Source organism: Blastococcus carthaginiensis, from assembly GCF_030731085.1.
GTDB lineage: Bacteria > Actinomycetota > Actinomycetes > Mycobacteriales > Geodermatophilaceae > Blastococcus > Blastococcus carthaginiensis.
This window is the reverse complement of sequence record NZ_JASNFN010000012.1, coordinates 1-20,792: the sequence shown is the minus strand read 5'-3', so window position 1 is coordinate 20,792 and position 20,792 is coordinate 1. Positions and strand designations below refer to the sequence as shown.

General features: G+C 71.9%; 18 protein-coding genes and 1 tRNA gene. 10 read left to right on the top strand and 9 right to left on the bottom strand.

What is annotated here, in order from left to right; all coding sequences use genetic code 11:
• Window positions 1-15 precede the first annotated feature (15 nt).
• Window positions 16-1,053, top strand: coding sequence for a GGDEF domain-containing protein (locus tag QOZ88_RS11545; protein ID WP_305999915.1), 1,038 nt, complete (start codon window positions 16-18; stop codon window positions 1,051-1,053).
• A gap of 68 nt (window positions 1,054-1,121) precedes the next feature.
• Window positions 1,122-1,209: transfer RNA gene (locus QOZ88_RS11540), tRNA-Leu, on the top strand.
• Between the two features lie 275 nt (window positions 1,210-1,484).
• On the opposite strand, the gene QOZ88_RS11535 is transcribed toward QOZ88_RS11540, so the two are convergent.
• Window positions 1,485-2,594, bottom strand: a complete 1,110-nt coding sequence (locus QOZ88_RS11535; RefSeq protein WP_305999914.1) for an alpha/beta hydrolase fold domain-containing protein — start codon at window positions 2,592-2,594, stop codon at window positions 1,485-1,487.
• A gap of 82 nt (window positions 2,595-2,676) precedes the next feature.
• Here QOZ88_RS11535 and QOZ88_RS11530 point away from each other — a divergent pair, with 82 nt between their 5' ends.
• Window positions 2,677-3,285 carry a QsdR family transcriptional regulator gene (locus QOZ88_RS11530; RefSeq protein WP_305999913.1) on the top strand — a complete coding sequence of 203 codons (609 nt, stop codon included), beginning with the start codon at window positions 2,677-2,679 and terminating at the stop codon, window positions 3,283-3,285.
• Between the two features lie 348 nt (window positions 3,286-3,633).
• On the opposite strand, the gene QOZ88_RS11525 is transcribed toward QOZ88_RS11530, so the two are convergent.
• Both QOZ88_RS11525 and QOZ88_RS11520 read right to left on the bottom strand, forming a co-directional pair.
• Window positions 3,634-4,041 carry a type II toxin-antitoxin system VapC family toxin gene (locus tag QOZ88_RS11525; RefSeq protein WP_305999912.1) on the bottom strand — a complete coding sequence of 136 codons (408 nt, stop codon included), beginning with the start codon at window positions 4,039-4,041 and terminating at the stop codon, window positions 3,634-3,636.
• Between the two features lie 4 nt (window positions 4,042-4,045).
• Window positions 4,046-4,279 (bottom strand): AbrB/MazE/SpoVT family DNA-binding domain-containing protein, encoded by a 234-nt coding sequence (locus QOZ88_RS11520; RefSeq protein ID WP_305999911.1) that lies wholly within the window; start codon window positions 4,277-4,279, stop codon window positions 4,046-4,048.
• Window positions 4,280-4,376: 97 nt separating this feature from the next.
• On the opposite strand from QOZ88_RS11520, the gene QOZ88_RS11515 reads away from it, so the two are divergent.
• Entirely contained in the window at window positions 4,377-7,142 is a 2,766-nt protein-coding gene (locus QOZ88_RS11515) for an SEC-C domain-containing protein (RefSeq protein ID WP_305999910.1), read from the top strand.
• A 444-nt stretch (window positions 7,143-7,586) separates the two neighbouring features.
• Here the strand turns inward: QOZ88_RS11515 and QOZ88_RS11510 are convergent, their stop codons facing one another.
• Window positions 7,587-10,463 carry a BTAD domain-containing putative transcriptional regulator gene (locus tag QOZ88_RS11510; protein ID WP_305999909.1) on the bottom strand — a complete coding sequence of 959 codons (2,877 nt, stop codon included), beginning with the start codon at window positions 10,461-10,463 and terminating at the stop codon, window positions 7,587-7,589.
• 88 nt (window positions 10,464-10,551) lie between these two features.
• On the opposite strand from QOZ88_RS11510, the gene QOZ88_RS11505 reads away from it, so the two are divergent.
• Window positions 10,552-11,625: a class I SAM-dependent methyltransferase gene (locus tag QOZ88_RS11505; protein WP_305999908.1), complete on the top strand. Its 1,074-nt coding sequence runs from the start codon at window positions 10,552-10,554 to the stop codon at window positions 11,623-11,625.
• A 159-nt stretch (window positions 11,626-11,784) separates the two neighbouring features.
• Here QOZ88_RS11505 and QOZ88_RS11500 read toward each other — a convergent pair whose 3' ends face one another.
• From QOZ88_RS11500 to QOZ88_RS11490, 3 genes are all read right to left on the bottom strand, one after another.
• Window positions 11,785-12,201 (bottom strand): PIN domain-containing protein, encoded by a 417-nt coding sequence (locus tag QOZ88_RS11500; RefSeq protein ID WP_305999907.1) that lies wholly within the window; start codon window positions 12,199-12,201, stop codon window positions 11,785-11,787.
• Window positions 12,198-12,404, bottom strand: coding sequence for a DUF2191 domain-containing protein (locus tag QOZ88_RS11495; RefSeq protein ID WP_091929622.1), 207 nt, complete (start codon window positions 12,402-12,404; stop codon window positions 12,198-12,200). The genes QOZ88_RS11500 and QOZ88_RS11495 overlap by 4 nt, the downstream gene beginning before the upstream one ends.
• Window positions 12,405-12,840: 436 nt before the next feature.
• On the bottom strand, window positions 12,841-13,512 hold the full coding sequence (locus QOZ88_RS11490; protein ID WP_305999906.1) for a hypothetical protein: 672 nt from the start codon (window positions 13,510-13,512) through the stop codon (window positions 12,841-12,843).
• 151 nt (window positions 13,513-13,663) lie between these two features.
• Here QOZ88_RS11490 and QOZ88_RS11485 point away from each other — a divergent pair, with 151 nt between their 5' ends.
• The 3 genes from QOZ88_RS11485 to QOZ88_RS11475 all read left to right on the top strand — a co-directional run bounded on the left by QOZ88_RS11485 (window position 13,664) and on the right by QOZ88_RS11475 (window position 17,585).
• Window positions 13,664-14,800 carry a sensor histidine kinase gene (locus tag QOZ88_RS11485; RefSeq protein WP_305999905.1) on the top strand — a complete coding sequence of 379 codons (1,137 nt, stop codon included), beginning with the start codon at window positions 13,664-13,666 and terminating at the stop codon, window positions 14,798-14,800.
• Complete coding sequence (locus QOZ88_RS11480) at window positions 14,797-15,459, top strand: response regulator transcription factor (protein WP_305999904.1); 663 nt, start codon at window positions 14,797-14,799, stop codon at window positions 15,457-15,459. The genes QOZ88_RS11485 and QOZ88_RS11480 overlap by 4 nt, the downstream gene beginning before the upstream one ends.
• 830 nt (window positions 15,460-16,289) lie before the next feature.
• Window positions 16,290-17,585, top strand: a complete 1,296-nt coding sequence (locus QOZ88_RS11475) for an acyl-CoA dehydrogenase family protein (RefSeq protein WP_305999903.1) — start codon at window positions 16,290-16,292, stop codon at window positions 17,583-17,585.
• 425 nt (window positions 17,586-18,010) lie between these two features.
• Here QOZ88_RS11475 and QOZ88_RS11470 read toward each other — a convergent pair whose 3' ends face one another.
• Together QOZ88_RS11470 and QOZ88_RS11465 are read right to left on the bottom strand one after the other, a co-directional pair.
• On the bottom strand, window positions 18,011-18,271 hold the full coding sequence (locus QOZ88_RS11470) for a hypothetical protein (RefSeq protein WP_305999902.1): 261 nt from the start codon (window positions 18,269-18,271) through the stop codon (window positions 18,011-18,013).
• Window positions 18,252-18,644: a hypothetical protein gene (locus tag QOZ88_RS11465; RefSeq protein WP_305999901.1), complete on the bottom strand. Its 393-nt coding sequence runs from the start codon at window positions 18,642-18,644 to the stop codon at window positions 18,252-18,254. The genes QOZ88_RS11470 and QOZ88_RS11465 overlap by 20 nt, the downstream gene beginning before the upstream one ends.
• A 276-nt stretch (window positions 18,645-18,920) precedes the next feature.
• Between QOZ88_RS11465 and QOZ88_RS11460 the strand changes: the two genes are divergently transcribed.
• On the top strand, window positions 18,921-19,181 hold the full coding sequence (locus tag QOZ88_RS11460; RefSeq protein WP_305999900.1) for a hypothetical protein: 261 nt from the start codon (window positions 18,921-18,923) through the stop codon (window positions 19,179-19,181).
• A 116-nt stretch (window positions 19,182-19,297) separates the two neighbouring features.
• Window positions 19,298-20,791, top strand: a complete 1,494-nt coding sequence (locus QOZ88_RS11455; RefSeq protein WP_305999899.1) for an RNA-guided endonuclease InsQ/TnpB family protein — start codon at window positions 19,298-19,300, stop codon at window positions 20,789-20,791.
• Window position 20,792 lies beyond the last annotated feature (1 nt).

The window sequence follows — 20,792 nt, the reverse complement described above, 5'->3', positions numbered from 1 at the left end:
GTCGATCACCTGTGCGTGAGGTCGTTGCGCGCCTTCGGCGCCCGAGAGCCCCGTGCCGCCGCCCGGCACGCCGCAGCCCTGCTGGCCGTCAGTACGGTGATCTTGCTGGTGCTGCCGGCCTTCTACGAGTCCGACGGCGGCACCCCGGCGCTGGTCGTGCACTGGATCGGCGTGGCCACGCTCGTCAGCGCTGCGGCGACGTGCGGGCTGCTGGACCCCGCGGTGCTCGACCGGTGGCACATGGGCCTGGTGCTCGGTCTGGGCAGCGTGGTGCTCATCGGCGCGCTGAACCTCCTCACCTCCGACGTCTCCGCCGGTTCCCAGGCGTTCTACGCGTTCCCGGTGCTGTGGAGCGCCGTCCACCTGCGGAGGCCGGCGGTGGTGCTGGTGACGGCGAGCGCGCTGGCCGCGGACCTGATGACCCTGCTGGTGCTGCTGCCCACGCCGGCGGCGCTGGCCGACTTCGTCTTCTTCGGCGCTCTGCTGGTCGTGATCGCCGCGCTGCTGGTGCGCGCCAACCGCACCCAGGAGCGGCTGGTGGCGGCGCTGCAGCGGCAGCTCACCGTCGACTCGCTCACCGGCCTGGCCACGCGGCGCGCGTTCGACGAGGCGCTGGAGCTCGCGCTCGACCGGCCCGTCCCCGGCGGCACGGCCCTGGTGCTCATCGATGTCGACTCGTTCAAGGCGATCAACGACACGCACGGCCACCCGGTCGGCGATGACGTGCTCGTGCACCTGGCCCGGGTGCTGCGCGGTCGCATCCGCAGCGACGACGCCGTGCTCTCCCGGCTGGGTGGGGACGAGCTCGCCGTGCTGCTGCCCGGGTGCGCCCGCGAGGTGGCCGCACGCCGTGCCGAGGAACTGCTCGAGGCGGTGCGCGCCGAGCCCCTCGCGCTGCCGGACGGCTCACTGGTGGCGCTGTCGATCAGCCTGGGGGTGGCCCACCTGCCGCGCCATTCCCGCGACCGGCGCGGGCTGTACACGTCGGCCGACTCGGCCCTCTACGAGGCCAAGAGGGGTGGCCGCGGGCGGGTGGCGCTGGCCGCCGTCTGACCCGCCACGACGCCGCCGGGGGGTGCGTGATCGGCACCCGGCGGTCAGGTAGTCTTCTCCACGCACTCGTCCGGGTGGCGGAATGGCAGACGCGCTAGCTTGAGGTGCTAGTGCCCTTTATCGGGCGTGGGGGTTCAAGTCCCCCCTCGGACACCAATGCGATGTCGCGGGACACCGTTCACAGGTGTCTCGCGACATCGTTCACGTCCGGGCCCGTGGCTGGTAGTCCCGGCTCGGGTCGAGAGTCAGGTCTCGGAGTAGTCGTCCGCTGGTGCTGAGCACGCGGATGTGTGCAGGGTCGTGAACCAGGACGAGCACCGCAGGGCGACGCCGTCCAGTGCGGACGCGGTGCCTCCCCGCCGGACGACGGCGCATACCTGTGCTGAGCGCTCGGCGAGCGCCCGGCACCCCGCGGCGTCCACCCACTCCCGTCAGAGGTCGGCGACGAAGCCGTGGATGTCGCGGACGCTCGCCCGATAGACCTCCCGTACCGCCGCCCGCCAGGACATCTCCGCCGCGTGGGTGATGCCGAGGTTCACCCGCCCGACGACGGGCACGCCGGCGCGCTGCAGCAGTCGGAAATAGGCGATGCCCTCGTCGCGCAGCGGGTCGAGCTCGTTGACGGAGATGACGTGCGGCGGGAACCCCTCGACGTCAGCCTCGGTGGCGAAGTAGGGCCAAGCCAGCGGGTTCTCGGCGTGCTCACCGGTCGGGTCGTACACCGCGACGAGCATGTCCATCATCTGGCAGTTGAGGTAGTGCCCGTCGTTCTCGACCAGCGACGGCAGCTCGCGCAGCTTCCGCTCATCGCTCCAGCCGTACCCGCCGCTGATGTAGGGCACCATCGCGTAGACGCCGTCGATGCGGTCGAGCCGGTCTTCGCGTCGGGCCTTGAGCACCGTCGCCAGCACGAGGTTGGCCCCGCCGGACTCACCCTGCAGGACGATCTTCGTGACGCCCAGCTGCTCACGGCGCTCGTGGATCCAGTCGAGTGCACTGCTGCAGTCGTTCAGGCCGGCCGGGAACGGGTTGGCGCCTTCGGCGGTCCAGGCGTTGCGGAACCCGACTGTGATCACCACCATGCCGGTCGCGGCGAGGTCCTCGCTCCACCGGTTGTGCACCCGGTTGGTCGCCTCGAGGATCGTCATGCCGCCGCCGTGGATGTAGACCAGGCCCGGCAGCGGCCCCTCGGCGCCGGCCGGTCGGAACACGTGCAGCTGGATCTCGTTGCCGTCGACCCCTGTGAGCGTCTCTACCCGCTGCTCGACGTCAGCACGCACCTCGCCGTCCCACTCATTGGGGACGACCTCGTACAGGCCCTCGAAGGCGGCGTGCGACTGGCCCACGAACTCCGCGACCGCCGCAGGGTCGGCGGCGGTGCGGTCGAACGGTGGCGGCGGGGCGTGCCCGTCCATGCCGAAGGCGGCGAGACCGGCCCGCAGCCCCGGGTGCAGGCGGAGATCGGAACGGAGCTCGACGTCCGGGTCCGCCAGCCGGCCCTCGCGCCGGGCTTGGACCTGCTCCTGCGTCATCTGGTTCATGTGTCCTCCGAAGGCGACAAGTTGGCGATATGCTGCTCGAACTGTTGCCTGGGTCACAACGGGTGTCAAGGAAGGGACGAGTGTGGACGCGACCGCCAGTACGCCGCTGCGAGAGCTACTGGAGGGCAGCACCGGACGGCCGACCGCGCTCGAGGCGTTCCGACTGGCCCGCCGGACCTTCCTCGCCGGCGGGCGCGTCGACATGGGGGCGCTCGCGCGCGAGTTGGGCGTCAACCGCGCCACTCTCTACCGCTGGGTGGGCTCACGGGAGCAGCTGCTGGTCGAGGTGCTCTGGTCGCTGGCCCGTCGCACGTTCGAGCGGCTGATCGCCGACCCCGACACGGCGGTGCCCGGCCGCAGCCGGGTCGCCACCGTGCTCGACGCGTGGGTGCACGGCGTCATCGCCAACCGCGGCATGCAGGTGTTCGTCGAGAACGAGGGCGAACTGGCGCTCCGCCTGCTCACCACGCGGGCCACCGACTACCAGTCGCGGTTGCTCGCCCAGGTGCGTCGGCTGCTGGCGGAGGACGTCGAGGCCGGCCGGGTGCGCTCGGAGATGCCGCTCGAAGATCTCACCTACGTCGTGGTCCGCATCCTCGAGTCCTATGTCTACCTGACCCTCATCACTGGCGAGCAACCCGACCCTGACCGCGCGGGGCGGGTGCTCCACGCCCTCCTTCGACCGCCGTGACCCAGCTCGGACACCGAAGCGGCGAAGCATCTCGAACCCGTCCGCCGCGATCGTCGATGACTGTCCGGGACACGACTGCTTGTAGGAGACGCACCTGGAGCCGCTGGGCCGAGCCGCAAGCCCAGCGGCGGTCACGGCCGTAGCCGTGTGCGTATGTAGCGTGTCGCCCCTCGGACACAGCAAAGAGCCCCCGCGGTCACGACCGTGGGGGTTCTCCTGCTTCTCACGTCGGCACGTTCGCTCGATGCCTCCAGTGCCACATCGGCCGGCCGGCTGGCCTTACTTCTCCGACGCCCGTTGGTCGTCGCCTCATGGGCAAGGGGCCAGCTGAGCCGATATCGATCCGGCTCAATCGATCATTTCGACCGACACGTTCAGTGCGCGGTAGGTGTCGAGTGCACGGCGGTCGCGGCTGATCAGCGTGAGCCCGTGTTCGGCGGCCGTGGCCCCGACCAGCGCGTCGTAGACCGAACCGCCGGCGATGCGGTGGTCGGCCACAATCGCGAGCAAGGCGGCGGTCCGCTCGCTGCTCAAGAAGCGACTGTGCGTGAAGTTGGTCGCCAACAGCCGGTGCGCGGCCCCTGGGACGAGTCGGGAAGCCGACGGCAGGCGGGTCAGGACCGAGAAGGTCTCGAACGCCGCGTGGCCGGCCAAGCCGAGTTCCCGATCGGCCAGCGCAGTGAAGGTCGCCTCGTGATGCTCGTGGTCCTGGACGAGGAAGGCGACCGCGGCACTGGTGTCGAGGAGGTCGGGCACGGAGCTACCGCTGGTCGACATCGCGCAGGGACTGGACCCGATCGTCGTCGAGCGCATCACCGCTCGGCGGCACCGTCAGTCGCCCGTTGCGCTCGGTCAGCCGATCGCTGGCCAGAGGTTCCACCCGCAACGTCGCCCCCTCGACGCGGACGTCGACCTCCCCCGGACCCAGGCCGACGCGTTCGCGCAGTTCCTTGGGGATGACCAGACGTCCTGCCTTGTCGATGGTCGTCCGCATGCCACGACGCTACCATTCTTGTGGTCCCCACACCGCGACGTGGCGTCCATGCGAGAGTTCTGCTGGCCACCTGCGCCAGCCGCCTAACATTCCTGCGATGGACGACGCCCGAGCAGGTTTCCTGGCGGCCGCAGACGACGCCGGATCACACGGACCTGCTGCGCCAGAAGCGGTCCGCGCGTTGATCGGCGAGATGCTCGCGCGCCAGATCACCGATGACGACCCCGCCGAGGTGTGGCGGACCGCCCGCCGGCTGCTCGACGCTGGCCTGGACCAGGCGACCGTCCACCGGCAGCTCCGCCTGGCGCTGACCGCGTTCCTGGGGTCGAGCGCCGACGCCGAGATCGGCCTCGATCGGGAGGGCTATCTCGCGGCGCTCGCCCGACTGCCGGTTCCTACCGGCGAGGAGATCGAGCAGCACGTCGTCGACGTCGTCCGGGAGCGGCAGCCGGTCGATGCGGACGACGTCGACCGGCTGGTGATCGAGCAACTCGGCGCAACCCTCCACGACCCGCTGGTCGAACAGCTTCTCGACCGGGTCACCGACGGGCTGTTGCGGGACGACGAGAGCCCGGTTGCCATCGTCGCGCCGGACCTGCTGGTGCACGTGCCTTCACTCCTCGACGGTGTCGTCCTCACCCATCGGCTCACCGACGACGAGAGGGAGTCGGGTGTGCTGCTCGCCGTCGACCTGCCCGGCTTCGCACGTACGGGACTGCAGCACCGCGGCGAGGCCATCCACGACTACATGGGGGACGACGGGTTGCCACGGTGGCTCGGCCCCCGCGACTGGCTCGCCCCGTTTCCGGCCGGCTCGCTGCTCACCGTCCGAGCGCAGGCGGACGGCGAGCTCGAACTCGCGGCTCTCGGTTCCGAGCCACCTGCCGCCGACGAGCTGGTCAGCACGGTGCGCGCCGCCTACGACACCGAGGTCGGGGAGCCCTGGCTGCCGGTCACCGCTGAGGACCTGCTGCTCGCCACGCTGGTCCGCGACCGGGGTGCGTTCGCTCAGCCCGCGCCCCCGCTCACCGAGCTCGCCGTCGCGGCGGGCCTGGAGCTGCGCGGGGCCAGCTTCGCCCACGAGGAGTCCGTGTGGCACCAGGCGGCCATCGCCGACCGGCACTACCGCATCATCCACTGGCTCGGCGCCGGACCGGAGGTGGCCGCCGCGGGGCGGGCGCTCGAGCTGCTCGACGAAGGCATCCCCGATCGGACGGCGGCGCACGAGGTGCTGCGGGACCTGTACTCGCTGCCCGTCCTCGAGGTCGTCGTCGACGAGCTCCTCGGAACGTCCGACGATCCGGACCGGGCGGCTCGACTCGCTGCACACGCCGACCGCCTGCTCGCGCTGACCTCGCGACCCGCGGAGCAGGCGGTCGCGCACTGGTTGGCCGCCGCGGCGGCAGAGCGGCTGGGTGCCGCTCAGGACGCGGAGACGCAGCTCCGGTCCGCCGTCCGTGCCGATCCCGGCTGGCCGGCCGCCGAGAATCGGCTTGCGTGGTACGAGTCCGACCGCGGGAACGCCGTCGCTGCGGTCGCACGACTGCGCCGGCTGGGATTCTCCCGGCAGGACAGCCCGGACCTGGCCGTTCTGGAGCGGTTCGCGGAAGCGCCGGTGGAGCGGTCACTCGGTCGCAACGAGCCGTGCTGGTGCGGATCGGGACGCAAGTACAAGGTGTGTCATCTGAACCGCCCGGAGCAGCCTTCGCTGCCCGACCGGGTCGGCTGGCTGTCCCGGAAGGCGGTGGCCTATCTGGAGCGGCGCGGGGGCGACGTGCGGTCGGTCGTGTTCCAGCATGCGCTCGCCCTCGTCTCCGCCGACGACGACGCGATCGACGACGCGATCGACGACGCGATCGACGACGCGCTGGACGACCCGCTGGTGTCCGACACCGTGCTGCACGAGGGCGGCTGGTGGCAGCGATTCCTCGCCGATCGAGGGCCGCTGCTGCCGGACGACGAGGCGCTGCTGGCCGCCTCGTGGGCCCTGGTCGAGCGGACGGTCTGCGAGGTGCTCGACGTCGTCCCCGGCCGTGGTCTCACCGTTCGGGACCTCCGGACCGGTGACCGTCTCGACGTCCGGGAGCGGACCTTCAGCCGCACCGCCCGCAGCGGGACGCTGGTGTGCGCCCGCATCGTTCCCGACGGCGAGACGCACCAGTTCGTCGGCGGCCTCTTCCCGGTGGCGCCCGGCACCGAGGCGGCGCTGCTCGAACTACTGGACCAGCACGACGGGCCTGCGCTGCTCGAGTACGTCGCCGACCTGCGCCGACCGCCGCGGCTCGTCACCACCGACGGCGAGCCCCTACTGGACTGTCGCGCGGAGTTACGCGTCTCCGACCCGTCTTCCGCACGCAGCGTGCTCGACCACCGCTACGAGCGGGACGACGACGGCTGGCTGTCGTTCGCGGCGCCGGAGAAGGGTGCGGCCACAGCCGCTTCGCGCACCGTCCTGGCCTGGCTTCGCCTGCAGGACGACACGCTCACCGTGCGGACGATGTCCGCCGCCCGGCTCGACGCCTGCCTGGCCGACATCCGCTCCGACCTCCCTGCCGCTCGGCTGGTCCTCGACGAGCGTGGCCCGATCGAGTCGGCAGCGATCGCGCGCCCCGCCTCCGAGTCGCCCACGGTGCCCAACGAGATCCTGCTCGAGTGGCTGGACGAGCAGGAGCGCGCGTGGTGCAGGGAGCCCGTACCGGCGCTCGGCGGCCGCACCCCGCAGGAGGCGGCTGCCGACCCCACCCGCCGCGACGAGCTGTCCCGGCTGATCGCCAGCTTTCCGCACGTCGATCCGGCCAGCGGCGCGGTCGGACTGCGGCCGCATCGGCTGCTCGAACTGCTTCAACTTCCGGCGATGCCCTGAGACCCGAGGGCAGGCTCGCCGTAGCAGGCTGTCCGCAGCCGTCGGTCTCACAGGTCGGGTGCCGGGATGAAGGTCGTCAGGGAAGCTCCTGGCCCTGTGGAACGAGGCGTGTGCGTGTGTGGCGTGTCGCCCCTCGGGCACAGCAATAGGCACACCGCCCGCCGTGACTCCGTGCGGCGGTCAGAGGCGGTCGCCCCCTGCACTTCGCACGGCGCGGAGCAGCACAGGAGCCTCGACCCCGTCGTCGAAACGATCCTCATCGACGCCGACAGAGCCGACGCGTACTACGTCGCGTTTCTCACCGTCTTCCATAAAGAGTGCCCACGTCCAGTCGACGCGTTCCCGCCGGAGACGCGCTTGAACGCCCCGCCGGAGACGCCGACCGACTCCGCCGACTCGCAGCCAACGGCGACGTAGCCTGACGACCAACCCAACGGCATCTCCCTATCTGCCCTGGAGCTCGGACAGGGCCCGTTCGGCCCGAGTCAGAACCCGTGCCCGCGGCGTCGCCGTAGCCATTATCCGGATCTGTTCCAGCACGTGGGCGCCCAGGCGTTCGGACAGAGTGGCCTCGAGCACGAGGTACCGCTCGACGTCCTGGCCGATGGGCGACGGCGCAGCGACCGCGCCCTGCGCCGCCCCGAGGCAGAACGCCGCGTCGGCCCACCGCCCCCTCTCGGTCAGCAGCTCCGCGAGAATCCGTAGCAGGGTCCACACCTGGGTCCAAGCGCCCAACCGGCGCAGATGCGCGAAGAGGTCCACTCCCAGGACGATCGCGTCGTCGTGCCGACCGCCGCGCACCAGCAGGGCGAACAGCGCGATGCGAGACACCCGGCCGACCTGCTCCGCGTCCACGCGGTCAGCCTCCGCCGACGCCTCCCCCAGCAGTGCTGCGCCGCGTGAGGGGTCGGTCCGGGCCTCGACCTCGCCGGCGGCATACCGGGCGAAGGCACACGACGCGTCGCTGCCCGAGGGGCCGGCGGCGAGCGCGATCTCGGCGTGCTCCCGTGCGGCGACCAATTCGTCCGAGTAGCACGCGATCAACGCCAGCGAGGCGTTCGCCTCCCCGGTCAGCGCGGGAATGGCTGCCAGGCTTCGGAACCACCGACCGGAGTCGGCGAGGTCCCCGGCATACATCGCGGCCACGGCGAGGGCCAATTGCGCCGTGGCCGCGGAATCGGCGTCCTGGGACACCGCCAGCGCGGTGGTTCCGAGCGCCCGCGCGCGCGCGGGATCGCCCCGCTCGCCGATCGAGAACGCAGCGGTCGCAATCCCGGCGGCCACGTCCGGGGTGGGGTCTGCTGCCCCCCGCTCCCCCACCTCGATCATCAGGTCCCGCAGCTCCAGGCTGGGCGTCCAGTGCAGACAGCGGGCCACGGCGTGCGCGATCTCCGAGGCAAGCACGAGTTCCCCCGCATCCAGGGCTCGCCGCAGGGCGCTCTCGACCTCGGTGCTGCAGGCGGTCAACCGAGCCGCCACCACGGCACCGTCGACTCGAGACCAGTCGTGCCGGATCTGGGCGACCACGTCGCGCACCCACGCGCCGTGCGCCGACCCGGCCTCTGACCGACGACCCGACTCCTCGAGACGGCGCGCGGCGAAGGCCCGGACCATCTCCAACAGCCGATAGCGCGACCCGCTGCTGGTCTCGTGGTGGATGACCAGTGAGGACTCGATCAACTCGGCGAGGACCGGGTCCACGTCGCCGGACCACCCGGGCACGTGCGCCATCAGGCCCACGACCGCGTCCGCCGAGAAGTCGCCGGCGAAGACGGACAGATGGTCGAGCAGTGCCTGTTGACCGGGCTGGAGCAGCTGGTAGGACCAGGCCACCACCGCCGACAGCCCACCGGACTTCTTGACGACGTCGGTCGGGAGCCGCGCGAGCACGCCGCTGACACCGGAGGTCGCGGTGCGGGACGCCGCGAGCTCGAGGGCCAGCGGGAGCCCGTCGCAGCGCCGGCACAACTCCGCGACCTCCACGATGTTGTCGGCGGTCACGGCGAAGGTCGGGCGCAGCCGGCGGACCCGGTCGCCGAACAGCCGGACGGAGGCTGCAGAGCCCTGGCTGCCGACGGCGGTGTCCGGGTCGGGCACCCGCAGCGGACCGAGCGGCAGGACCAGCTCCGAGGCGAGCCCGAGCCGCCGCCGACTCGTGACCAGCACCCGCACGTCTCGGCACCGCTGGGCGATGACGGAGACCAGCGGCACGACCTCGCCGTTCACGTGCTCGCAATTGTCGAGCACCAGCAGGTGCGGCACGGCGCTGAGGTACTCCACGAGGTCGTCGAGAACCGAGTGCGTCCCGGAGTCGGTTCCCGGCCGCAGCCCGAGCACGTCGGCCACCGTCGTCGTGACCCGCCCAGGGACGACCGGCGCCAGCTCGATCACCGCAACCGTGAGACCCAGCCGGTCGTGCAGGCCGGCGAGCGCCTCGGCCGCGAGCCGGGACTTGCCGACTCCGCCGGGGCCTGTGACCACGGTGACCCGGTTCCCTGCGACGGCGGTGACCAGATCGGCCAGCTCGTCCTCCCGGCCCACGAACGCGGTCGAGGTGTCCAGCCACGCCGGCACCCCGGAGGTGTCCCACCGGACCGGCTCCAAGGCATGCCCGAGGATTCGGCCCTCCAGGGCGACCAGGTCCGGCGAGGGGTCCAGTCCCAGCTCCGCACCGAGCAGGGCCCGATAGGACCGCAGCCGTTCCAGTGCCGCAGCCTGCCGGCCCCCGTGGTACAGCGCCGTCACCAGCAGCTCCACCGCATGCTCCCGGAACGGCTGCTCGGCCAGCATCTCCTCCAGCACCACCGCGGCCGCACCCGGCTCTCCGGCCCGGATGAGCGCTGCCGCGCGCGTCTCGACAGCGTCCCTGCGCATCTGCTCCAGACGATGAGCGGCGGCGGTGGCGAAGGGCGCGTCGGCGTACTCCCCGTACGCCGGCCCCCGCCACAGTGCCAGGGCGCGGCCGAGCACCTCGCCGGCCAGTTGCGGCTCGGCCGTCTTGGCTCGCTGGACCAGCTCCTCGAACTCCGCTGCGTCGACCGCCGCGCCGGTGAGCCGGTACCCGGCCGGCCCCCGCCCGATCGCGTCGCGGCCCAGCACCGTGCGGAGCCGGGAAAGGATGGTGCGGAGCGCTTTCGGCGGGACCTGCGGCAGGTCGTCGCGCCAGACCGCTTCGATGAGCGCGTCCGCCGAGACCGGTTGTCCGGCGTGTACCAGCAGGCACGTCAGCGCGGCCCGTCGACGGCCCGGAGGGATGTTCCGCGGTTGCCCGTCGACCAGGACCTCGAGCGCTCCGAGGACGCCGAACAGCAGCTCAGGCATTTCCTCCAGTGTGCCCGACTCCTGCGTGAAACCCCCGTGAATCCTGCGGGGACCACGCTGGCCCGCATCGATCCGAAGAGGAGGAGCCATGACTACCGCTGCACCGGACATGGAGAAGGTCGGGGCGTTCGCCCAGCAGGTCGGCGCCGTGCTGGCCGGCGGGGCGACGACCGCGATGATGGTGGTCGGCGACCGGGCCGGCCTGTATGCCGCGATGGCGGCGGGCGGGCCGCTCACCCCCGCGCAGCTCGCCAGAGAGGCCGGAGCGGCCGAGCCCTACGTACGCGAGTGGTTGTCGCAGCAGGCGGCGGTCGGCTTCGTGACGTTCGACCCGATCGACGGGACCTTCACCCTGCCGCCCGAGCATGCCGCCGTGCTGGCCTCGGACGACTCGCCGGCCGCGATGATCGGTGCTGCCCCCCTGATCAGCGGCATGCACCGCCGGACCGACCAGCTGGTGGAGGTGTTCCGCAGCGGTGCCGGCATCCCGTGGGCCGACCAGGATCCGGCCACCTTCGAGTCGACGGAGCGATTCTTCCGCGTCGGCTACCGCAACAGCCTGGTGAGCGAGTGGATCCCGGCGCTGGACGGCGTCCACGAGAAGCTCGAGGCGGGCGCCACGGTGGTCGATGTCGGCTGTGGGCACGGCGCTCCGCTCCTGCTGATGGCCGAGGCGTACCCGAACTCGCAGTTCGTCGGGTACGACGTGCACCGACCCTCGGTCGAGACCGCCACCAAGCGGGCCGCCGAGGCCGGGGTCTCGAACCGGGTGCGCTTCGAGGTCAACTCCTGCCAGGGTTACCCGGACACCGGGGTGGACGTCGTCACGTTCTTCGACGCCTTCCACGACCTCGGTGACCCGGTGGGGGCGGCCTCGCACGCGCGCCGTTCCCTCGCCCCCGACGGCACCCTGGTGCTGGTGGAGCCGTTGGCCGCCGACGACCTCGCTACGACGCTGGCCACGGCGCCCATGGCAGCGCTCGGCTTCGCGGCGTCGACCTTCCTCTGCACGCCGAACTCCCTGTCCCAGCCGGTCGGCCTGGCGCTGGGTGCACAGGCCGGCGAGGCGCGGCTCCGAGACGCGTTGACCGAAGCCGGCTACAGCTCCGTTCGCCGGGCTGCCGAGAACGACTTCAACATGGTGGTCGAGGCGAAGCCGTAGGTCCTGAACAGCTCCTCGCCGGCGCAGGTTCGAGGGCTTCTGACACGCTGTCAGTCGGTGGAGGCCCGCTGTCCCTCACCGTCTCGGCGACGGAAGCCGTGTGCGTTTGTACCGTGTCGCCCCTCGGACACCAGCTGATGCACACCGATGGGAAGCCCCTTACACGGCTCCTCGCGGCAGGACCCATCGGTGCTCGAACTCGAGTACCTCGGCAGCCATCTCGAAGTCGGCGTCGTAGTGCACGATCGTCATCCCGTGCTCAGCCGCGAGTACCGCCGTCAACAGATCGATGATGCCCACCGCTCGATGCCGCCCCGTGCGAGCCAGGAAGCGCTGCGCGTCGAATGCCCGTTGCCAGTGGCCATCGTCGGTGGGCAGGTACTCGTACGCCTCACGGCGGTCGGCCCGCACCTGCTCGTACTCCGCCGGGCTCCGTGTGCTGTAGAGCGCCTCGGCATCCAGGCCGGCGCAGGTAGCCACCAGCCCCCCGGTGATGAGGGGCTCCAGTCGGTCGGACACAGCAGCCAGCCGCATCCTGGCCGCCGCACTGGTGTCGATGAGGAACCGGGCGATCACCGCCACACGTCAGACCGCTGGCGCGGATCTGCCATCGACTCGAGCCCACCCTCCTGAAGCCAGGCCACCTGCCGGGCGCGCGCGGCCGCGTTCGCCGCTTGCCGCAAGGCGGCGCGGACCGTGTCCGACACCCCGGTGGTATTCAGCTCGCGTTGCGCCTGCGCCAGCAGCTCGTCATCCAGGTCGATCAGGCGCTTCGTCATCCGGGAGTACCTCTCAGCGAATATATACTGATAAGATTCAGCGTATATCGGTGCACTCATTCCGCACAACCTCTCGGGTACGCCGATCGCCACGTTCGAATCCGTGTGCGGATGTGGCGTGTCGCCCCTCGGCCATCGAGTTCAACCCCACGGTCCTCAGGCCGGCGAGTCATGCTCGGTGTCCGTGGTTCCTCGTCCCCGTCGACGACCATCGCCGGATCGAACTGGGTGAAACCGGATAGCGGTCTGGATCCGGGAGCACCGAACGGATGGGCGCGTGGTCGACTTGGTACTCGAACCACCGGCCGCCGGACAGCGACAGCCCATCGGTCACCGTGCCGGAGCAGTGGCCCACGTCCCCGGCTCCCCCGCGGCGATGACCGGGGTGGTGCCACCGCGCGGCGCGGTTCCGAACCGGCACCGCGCCGCCGCGGGATCAGTGTCGTGGGCCGGCATCCACGGGAGCCGGCACGGTCCGCTCAGCGTCGAGGGATCGGCTGGCCAGCGCCCAGGCCCACACCATGGGCAGCAGGGCCGCCCCCAGGGCCATGACGGTGCTGATGGCGACGACCGCCGGCAGCCAGAGGGCGAGCAGCCACCCGGTCGCCCGCGGCCGGAAGCCGCGGCGCAGCAGCGCGACTCCCAGCAGCGTGCTGCCGGCCAGGCTGGCCAGCAGTCCGGGGACGCCGAGGAAGACGAAGGACTCGTCGAGCCACGGTGTCCAGTACTGACCCAGCAGCGCCGCCGTCGCCAGCGCATATCCGGTGAGCGCGATCGGCCAGGCCCAGCGCTCCAGGCCGTCCGGCGCCCGCCGGCGCCGGACCAGCACGGCACAGATCGTGACCACCACCAGCACGGGCAGCCAGAGCTTGCCGTAGGAGAGGTAAACGGTGTCCGGGTCGGACCACGTGAGCAGCGGCGCCACCAGGTCGGTGGCCGGTTCGGCCCAGGCTCGCACCAGCGGGCCCTCGAGGTCCTCGGCTCCGTCGGCGGTGGCGTAGCGGCTGAGGGCGTGCAGGGGGGCCAGCACGGTGCCGGCCACGGCCGCCGCGAAGGTGGCGCGTCCCACGGCACGGGCGGTGTCCGACGGTGGCACGTTCGTCTGCATGGCAGGACCTCCCCGGAGCGTGGAGCCCGGATGGCTCCGACGCCGCCGACGCTAGGAAGCCACCGCTCCCTCCGTCGTCGTCGTCCGGACGGGTTCGCTGTCCACCCTGGGATGGAGGCGCCATGCGCGGCGACGGCGCTACGGTCCGGGTGTGCCTCGCCTGTCCCCACCGAGCCTGCGGGACCTCGCGCTGCCCCTGGGACTGGGCGCGCTGGCCACGGTCGAGGCGCTGTCGGTGCGGCCGGAGGGGATGGGGCCGGCGATCGCGGTGGCGTGGGGCGCCTCCCTGGGCCTGATCTTCCGGAGGCGGTGGACGCTCGTCGTCGGCACGCTCGCCGGAGCGGTGCTGCTGCTGCCCTACGTCGGGCCGGAGCTGAGCGACCTCACGTCACCGGCGCTGATCGTGTGGCTGGCCGGCTTCAGCCTGGGCCGCCATCTCCCTGACCTGCGTGGACTGCCGGTCATGGTGCTCTTCCTGGTCGCGGTCTTCGGCCCGCCCGCGGTCGACGCCGGCGAGCTGCCCGGCATCGACGACCTGCTGTGGGTGGGCACGCTGCTCCTCTCCCCCTATGCGGTGGGCGTCGCCGTCCGCAGCTTCGACGACCGCCACGACCGGCTGACCGAGCGGGCCGAGCAGCTGGTCGCCGCGCAGGAGGACGTCCGCCAGCAGGCCGTAGCGGCGGAGCGCGCGCGCATCGCCCGGGAACTGCACGACGTCCTGGCGCACTCGGTCAGCGCGATGGTGGTGCAGGCCTCGGCGGCCGAGGACCTCGTCCGTACCGATCCGGACCGGGCCGCGCAGGTGCTGCGGGAGGTCTCTTCGGTGGGGCGCAACGCGCTGGCCGAGACCGGCCGGCTGCTGCACCTGATCCGGGACAGCGACGACGAGCTCGGTCTTGCGCCGGGGGCCGGCCTGGCGCGCCTGCCTGAGCTGGTCGACGGCTTCCGGCGCAGCGGGCTCCAGGTGGACCTTGCGCCGCACATCCCACTCGGCCTGCCCCCCGGCCTCGATCTGTCGGCGTACCGGATCGTGCAGGAGGCACTGACCAACGCCCTGCGGCACGGCGCGGACGGGACGGTGCAGGTCCGGGTCGCCGACGGCCCCGCCGCGCTGGACATCTGCGTGGAGAACCCCACCGGGCCCGGCGGCACCGCCGGCAGCGGGCTGGGTCTCGTGGGAGTCACGGAGCGGGTCGCCGTCTTCGGCGGGCAGCTGGAGCACGGACCCACTGGTGACGGCCGCTACCTGCTGCACGCGACGCTGCCACTTCCCGAGGCCCGCCGGTGACCACCGTCGTCGTCGCCGATGACCAGGATCTGGTCCGCTCCGGCTTGCGGCTGGTCCTGGAGGCGCGCGGGATGGACGTGGTGGGTGAGGCCGCCGACGGCCGGCAGGCGGTCGACGTGGTCCGACGAACCCGTGCGGACGTCGTCCTGATGGACATCCGCATGCCGGGGCTCGACGGTATCGCCGCCACCCGCGAGCTGACCCGGCTGGACGGGCCGACCCGGGTGCTGATGCTCACCACCTACGACCTGGACGAGTACGTCTACGGGGCACTGTGCGCCGGGGCGGCGGGGTTCCTGCTGAAGGCGACCCCGCCGGACCGCCTCGTCGAGGGCATCCGGACGGTCGCCGCCGGTGAGGCGCTGCTCGCCCCCGCGCTGACCCGGCGGCTCATCGAGGAGCACGTCCGCCGGCCACCACCGACCAGCGGGGTGCCCGCCGCCGTCCGGGAGCTGACCGAACGCGAGCGGCAGGTGCTCGAGCTGGTGGCCCGGGGCCTGACCAACGAGGACATCGCGCGGACGCTGTTCATCGCCGAGGTCACGGTGAAGACCCACGTCAACCGGATCCTGGCCAAGCTCGGTCTTCGGGGCCGGGTGCAGGCCGTCGTCCTGGCCTACGAGACCGGCCTGATCATCCCCGGTGAGGCTCGCCGCTGATGTCGGAGCGCAGGCACGGCATGCAATGTTCGCCGCGGCGCCGAGCCGTCCGATGACGGCGGCGTCGACCCTGGCCCGAGCTGCCACGACCCACGCCAGCGCCCTCCGATTCCGTCGTAGCGGTACCCGTCCAGCAGCAGGTGCAGGCGTGTCGACTGGTCCCCCGGGACACCGGCAGAACCCATGGCCTCCGGCCCTGGCAGCCGTTCCACCGACGACCTCCCGGCCGAGGGCGGGCAGGTTCTTGCCCCGGCATCAGCCGGCAGAGCGCCCCAGCCGTGTGCGTACGTACCGTGTCGCCCCTCGGACACGAAGCGAAAGCCCCACGGCGGCCCCGTGGGGCTTCGTCGTTGCGGGGAACGGCGTCGCTCCCGTCGTCGCTTCCGTCGTCGCGACAGCAGAGCCGTCTCGACGGAGTGCACGTCGGTGCCAGCGTCCGCGCCGACGGGTGCCACGCCCATGCTGGTGCAGCCGAGCCAGCGCATCGACTCGGCGACGGCCCGTTCAGCCTCCGGCGAGGTGAGAGAGCCTGGGCCTGCCGCGCAGCCGCTACGGCTGCACAGCCCCGACAGCCTCCGAGGCAGTCAGAGAGGCGACGGTCTCGGCAGACCGCTGCAGGGGCAGCGGCCCCGGCCAATCGGGCGGCATGCGGTTCCCGGAGCATCGGAACCTGTCCCGCTCGAGGAGTTCGACCGGTTGGAGCGGTTGACCACCCGCTGTGCCACGCTCGGGGTCCCGTCCTACCGGGTGCATGTCGTCGCTGCGCTTCTCGCGGCGCTCCCGGTGAGGATTCCCCGGCCGCCGCAGGTCCCAGCTGAGAGAGGCACTTGATGCAGACCGCTGAACCGACGGAGCTGTTCGACCTGCGCATGAGCGAGGAGGCCCGGCCGCTCTTCGACCGCGTCGTCCGGTTCCTCGAGGACGTTGTCGCGCCGATGCAGGAGGAGTACTTCCGGCTCGGCGAGGGGCGCGCCGACCCTTGGACGTACGCACCGGGTCAGCTCGAGGCGCTCGACGCGGCCAAGGCCAAGGCCAAGGAGGCCGGCCTGTGGAACTTCTTCCTCCCCGACTCCGAGGTCGGCGGCCTGACCAACCTCGACTACGCCTACATCGCCGTCGAGCTCGGCAAGTATCCGCTCGGCTCCGAGACGCTCAACTGCTCGGCCCCGGACACCGGCAACATGGAGGTGCTCGAGCGCGTCGGGACCCCTGAGCAGAAGGCCCAGTGGCTCGAGCCCCTGCTCAACGGCGAGATTCGTTCCGCCTACGCCATGACCGAGCCCGACGTCGCCAGCTCCGACGCCAAGAACGTCCGGCTCCAGGCGGTGCGCGACGGCGACGAGTACGTCCTCAACGGCGAGAAGTACTACATCTCCGGCGCCGGGGACCCCCGCTGCAAGATCATGATCGTCATGTGCCAGACCAACCCGGACGCGCCCGCGCACGCGCAGCAGTCCCAGATCCTCGTGCCGATGGACACACCCGGCGTCGACGTCCTCGGCCCGATGCGCGTGTTCGGCCGCGACGACGCACCCCACGGCCACATGCACATCCGGTTCACCGACGTGCGCGTGCCCGCCTCCAACATGCTCCTCGGTGAGGGCCGTGGCTTCGAGATCAGCCAGGTGCGTCTCGGACCCGGGCGCATCCACCACTGCATGCGTTCCATCGGCCAGGGCGAGAAGGCCCTCGAGCTGATGATCCGCCGGGGCAAGTTCCGGGAGGCGTTCGGCAAGCCCATCCTCGACCTCGGCAAGAACATGGAGACGGTGTCGCGGGCGCGCATCGAGCTCGATGCCTGCCGACTCATGGTGCTGAAGGCCGCCAAGGCGATGGACGTGCTCGGCAACTCCGAAGCCCGGGTCTACGTCTCGGCGGTGAAGGCGATGGTGCCGGAGAAGGTGTGCCAGATCATCGACCAGGCCATCCAGATCCACGGCGCCACCGGTGTGTCGCAGTGGACGCCGCTGGCCGACATGTACACCAGCCAGCGCACGCTACGCCTGGCCGACGGGCCGGACGAGGTGCACCACTTCGTCGTTGCCCGCCACGAGGCCGGTCGCTACGCCGAACCTGCCCCGGGTCGATCCGAAGCCCTCGGCGAGGGCGTCTTCGCGGGCCCCTGAGCGCTTCAGCCGACCGCTCGCCACGGCTGGCCGGTGGACGGCTGTCGAATCCGTCGTCCCCCGACCCCCCCCGGTCGCAGCATCGCAGCCGGACCGGTCGGCACACGCATCCGATGAGCGCCCTCGAACTCACCACGGCGGGCCCGGTCGCCGAGGTGACCGGGCCCGGCCGTCGTGCTGGTGGAGGACGACTGCGCCGGCCTGCCGTGGAGGCTGCCCGACCTCCACGACGGGTCGGGCCCACCCTTGCGGGCGTGGTGGCGGGCATCGAGGCGACCCTGGAGTGCTGCAGACGGTGATCGGCGAGGGGCGATGGCCGTCAGGGCTGACGGTGGCCCGGAGGGAGGCGCGTGCGCAAGTAGCATGTCGCCCCTCGGACACCATGTGATGCACACCGGCGTCTTCCCTAGTGGCCGGGGGGCTCGTCAGGACGCGCGGCGCTCCTTGTCGAGTCGGTCCAGGAGCCACGCTCGGGCCATCGGCAGGTGCTGGCTCTCGGCGATCTCTTGGATTGGAGCGAACTGTTCCTCCGAGAGGCGGACATCGAACATCCGACTCGCCTGGTTGGGGCGGCTGATGGCCGTGCCGTCTGGGTACGGTTCCCCGATGTCGGCCTGCGCTTCCAGTCGCCGGGCGTCCTCGCGCGCGGCGCTAGCCTCGTGAGGATCAAGGTTTTTCGCCATCATCAGCCTCCTTCAGGTAGGTCGCGAGATCCCGGCCGCTGGCCGGCCAGGCGTTCACGCCGTGGAGATCGCGATAGGCGATGACAACGAGGACCTTGCCGGCGGACGGCGAATATCCGATGAAGCCGGTGGCGCCAACCCGAGACGTCGGGTACGGCGAGAGTTCGATGAGCCGTGCATCGGCCATCACCTCCACCGTCCAGGCCGGCTCGATGTCGAGCGCACCCGCGTACCGACTCGAGCGGGACCGGATGTGGTTCACGAGACTGGTCGGCGTGATCTGGGCCCGTGTCGAGATGGCACGCAGGTCGGCCTGCTCATCGACGGACAGCGGCCGGTCGATGGCCGCGAACTCGTAGTACTGGTATTCGCTCATCACGGCTGGTCCTCCGGGCTACCGGGCTGACAGATTGACCATCGGGTCCAGGGCCACCGCCGACAACCCTTGTGCCTCTGGCCGCAAGGCCGGGGGCCGGTAGGTCCGGGCAGGAAACGCTGCGCGATCACCGCTGCAACCGTGTGCGCAAATAGCGTGTCGCCCCTGCCGCGGGTCGACGACTGTGGTGACATGCCGGGGAGGTTCCCGGCAGGAACCAACATCAGTTCCGATCTGTGCGGCAGCCCCGTCGGGTTCGTCACTACGGTGCGCCTGGTGTCCACATCGGTCGTGCTGAGCGTGATGCCCAGTGAGCCCATCGATCCCGATCGCTACATGGGAGACGTCCCGGACGACATCGCGGCGGCCCTGACGGCCGCTGGCCAGCCTCGGTCGCCGGGGTTGTGGGTTCCGCGCAGCGGCCCGGTGCGGCTGCTGTTCCAGCTCAGCGGCCCAGACCGCGTGGTCGCAGGCCAGCGACTGGTGGAGCAGGTGCGGCTCATGGGATACGAGGCGGACCTCTCGCTCGCGCCATAGCGGCTAGTGCTGCGGCCTCGAAGGTTTGCCCTGTTGGGTGGTCGCCTGTTTCTGTCGGTGGGGTCGGGCAGGGTGTGGATGTGCCTCGTCATCGGGATCGGTCCGCGGCGCCGGTGGTGCACCGCACCGCCCGGGTGGAGCTGCGGGTGACCGGCGGCCAGCGGCAGCGGCTGTTCGGTCTGCTGCGCTCGGGCGGGGATGTGTGGGCGGCGGTGTTGGAGCTCAACGGCTGGCGTCGCCGGCGCGGTGACCGGCCGTTGGCCGGTTATCAGGAGCTGTGCCGGGAGCTGGCCGCGGCCGGTGAGGGAACGTTCGGCGAGCTGTCCAGCGTGGGGGCGCGGTCGGTGCTGCGCGGCTACTCCGATGCGTGGATCAGCGCCGCCCGTCGCCGCCGGGCCGGTGAGGCGTCGGTTCGGTTTCCGCGGCGGCGGCGCGGGCTGGTGCCGGTGCGCTTCTACGCCGGCACCTTCACCATCGAAACCGATAGCGGGCGACCGCGGGTGCGGCTACCGGTGGCCCGCGGTCGCCCGCCGTTGTGGGTGCGGCTGGCCCGCCCGCTTCCTTACCCGGCCGAACGGGTGCGCTCGGTGCGGCTGGTACACCAAGGTCGGTGGTTGTTCCTCGACGTCACCGTTGAGGTACCCGTCGCGACCTATCCGCCCGGCGCCGGCCCCGATCCCGCCCGGATCGCCGGAGTGGACCTGGGCATCATCCATCCCTTCGCCGTCCTGGCCTCACGCGGCGCCGACGGGAAGCGGGATGCCGGGCTGCTGGTGTCGGGGCGGGCGCTGCGCGCCGAGCACCGACTGCATCTGGCCGAAGGCAAGGCCCGCGCCCGCGCCACCGCCGCCCGCGCCCCCCGACCGGGCCAGCGCGGCTCCCGGCGGTGGCGCCGCTACCGGGCCCGCGGCCGCCGGCTGGAGGGCCGGCACCGGCGCCGGCTGACCCAGGCCCGCCACGAGGCCGCGACCGAGGTCGTGCGCTGGGCTGTGGCGCGGCGGATCGGCACCCTGGCCGTCGGCGACCCGCGCGGCCTGCTGGCCCGCGATGCCGGGCGGCGCCAGAACAAGGCCGTCCGCGACTGGGCCGTCGGCGACCTGCTGCACAAACTGGCCGACAAGGCCGAGGCCGCCGGGATCGCCGTGCACCCGGTCGACGAGCGCGGCACCTCCTCCACCTGCCCCGTCTGCACCCGCCGCGTCGCCAAGCCGCGCGGCCGGGTCTTCCGTTGTCCGCACCCCGGGTGCGGCTTCACCGGGCACCGCGACCTGGTCGGTGCCGCCAACATCGCCGCCCGCGCCCCGGCTCCGGTCGGGACCGCGAGCGGTGGCTCCCTCGTCACCGGATCGCCGCCGGTGACCACGCACCGTCGAGCCGGCCGGCACCTGCCCGGTGCCGGCCGGTCCCGGCGTGATCCCCGCCGCGGACTCCTCAGCCGGCCCCCGGGCCGGTCGACCTCCACCCATCCGGTGGCCCGTGGCGGCGGATCCACCTGGCCCGCCGTGGCCCGCCCCGAGAACCAGCCCGGTTCCGGGAAGTCGCTCGCCGGCACCCGCCGCGAGGATCAGGCACCGCCCCACCGGGGCAAACCCTGCCTGACACGGCACTAGG

Excerpts from the sequence above, each read along its gene's own strand:
- QOZ88_RS11465 (WP_305999901.1), bottom strand. The coding sequence starts at position 18,644 with ATGAGCGAATACCAGTACTACGAGTTCGCGGCCATCGACCGGCCGCTG.
- QOZ88_RS11520 (WP_305999911.1), bottom strand. The coding sequence starts at position 4,279 with ATGCGGACGACCATCGACAAGGCAGGACGTCTGGTCATCCCCAAGGAA.
- QOZ88_RS11490 (WP_305999906.1), bottom strand. The coding sequence starts at position 13,512 with ATGCAGACGAACGTGCCACCGTCGGACACCGCCCGTGCCGTGGGACGC.
- QOZ88_RS11470 (WP_305999902.1), bottom strand. The coding sequence starts at position 18,271 with ATGATGGCGAAAAACCTTGATCCTCACGAGGCTAGCGCCGCGCGCGAG.
- QOZ88_RS11535 (WP_305999914.1), bottom strand. The coding sequence starts at position 2,594 with ATGAACCAGATGACGCAGGAGCAGGTCCAAGCCCGGCGCGAGGGCCGG.
- QOZ88_RS11495 (WP_091929622.1), bottom strand. The coding sequence starts at position 12,404 with ATGACGAAGCGCCTGATCGACCTGGATGACGAGCTGCTGGCGCAGGCG.
- QOZ88_RS11510 (WP_305999909.1), bottom strand. The coding sequence starts at position 10,463 with ATGCCTGAGCTGCTGTTCGGCGTCCTCGGAGCGCTCGAGGTCCTGGTC.
- QOZ88_RS11475 (WP_305999903.1), top strand. The coding sequence starts at position 16,290 with ATGCAGACCGCTGAACCGACGGAGCTGTTCGACCTGCGCATGAGCGAG.
- QOZ88_RS11515 (WP_305999910.1), top strand. The coding sequence starts at position 4,377 with ATGGACGACGCCCGAGCAGGTTTCCTGGCGGCCGCAGACGACGCCGGA.
- QOZ88_RS11505 (WP_305999908.1), top strand. The coding sequence starts at position 10,552 with ATGACTACCGCTGCACCGGACATGGAGAAGGTCGGGGCGTTCGCCCAG.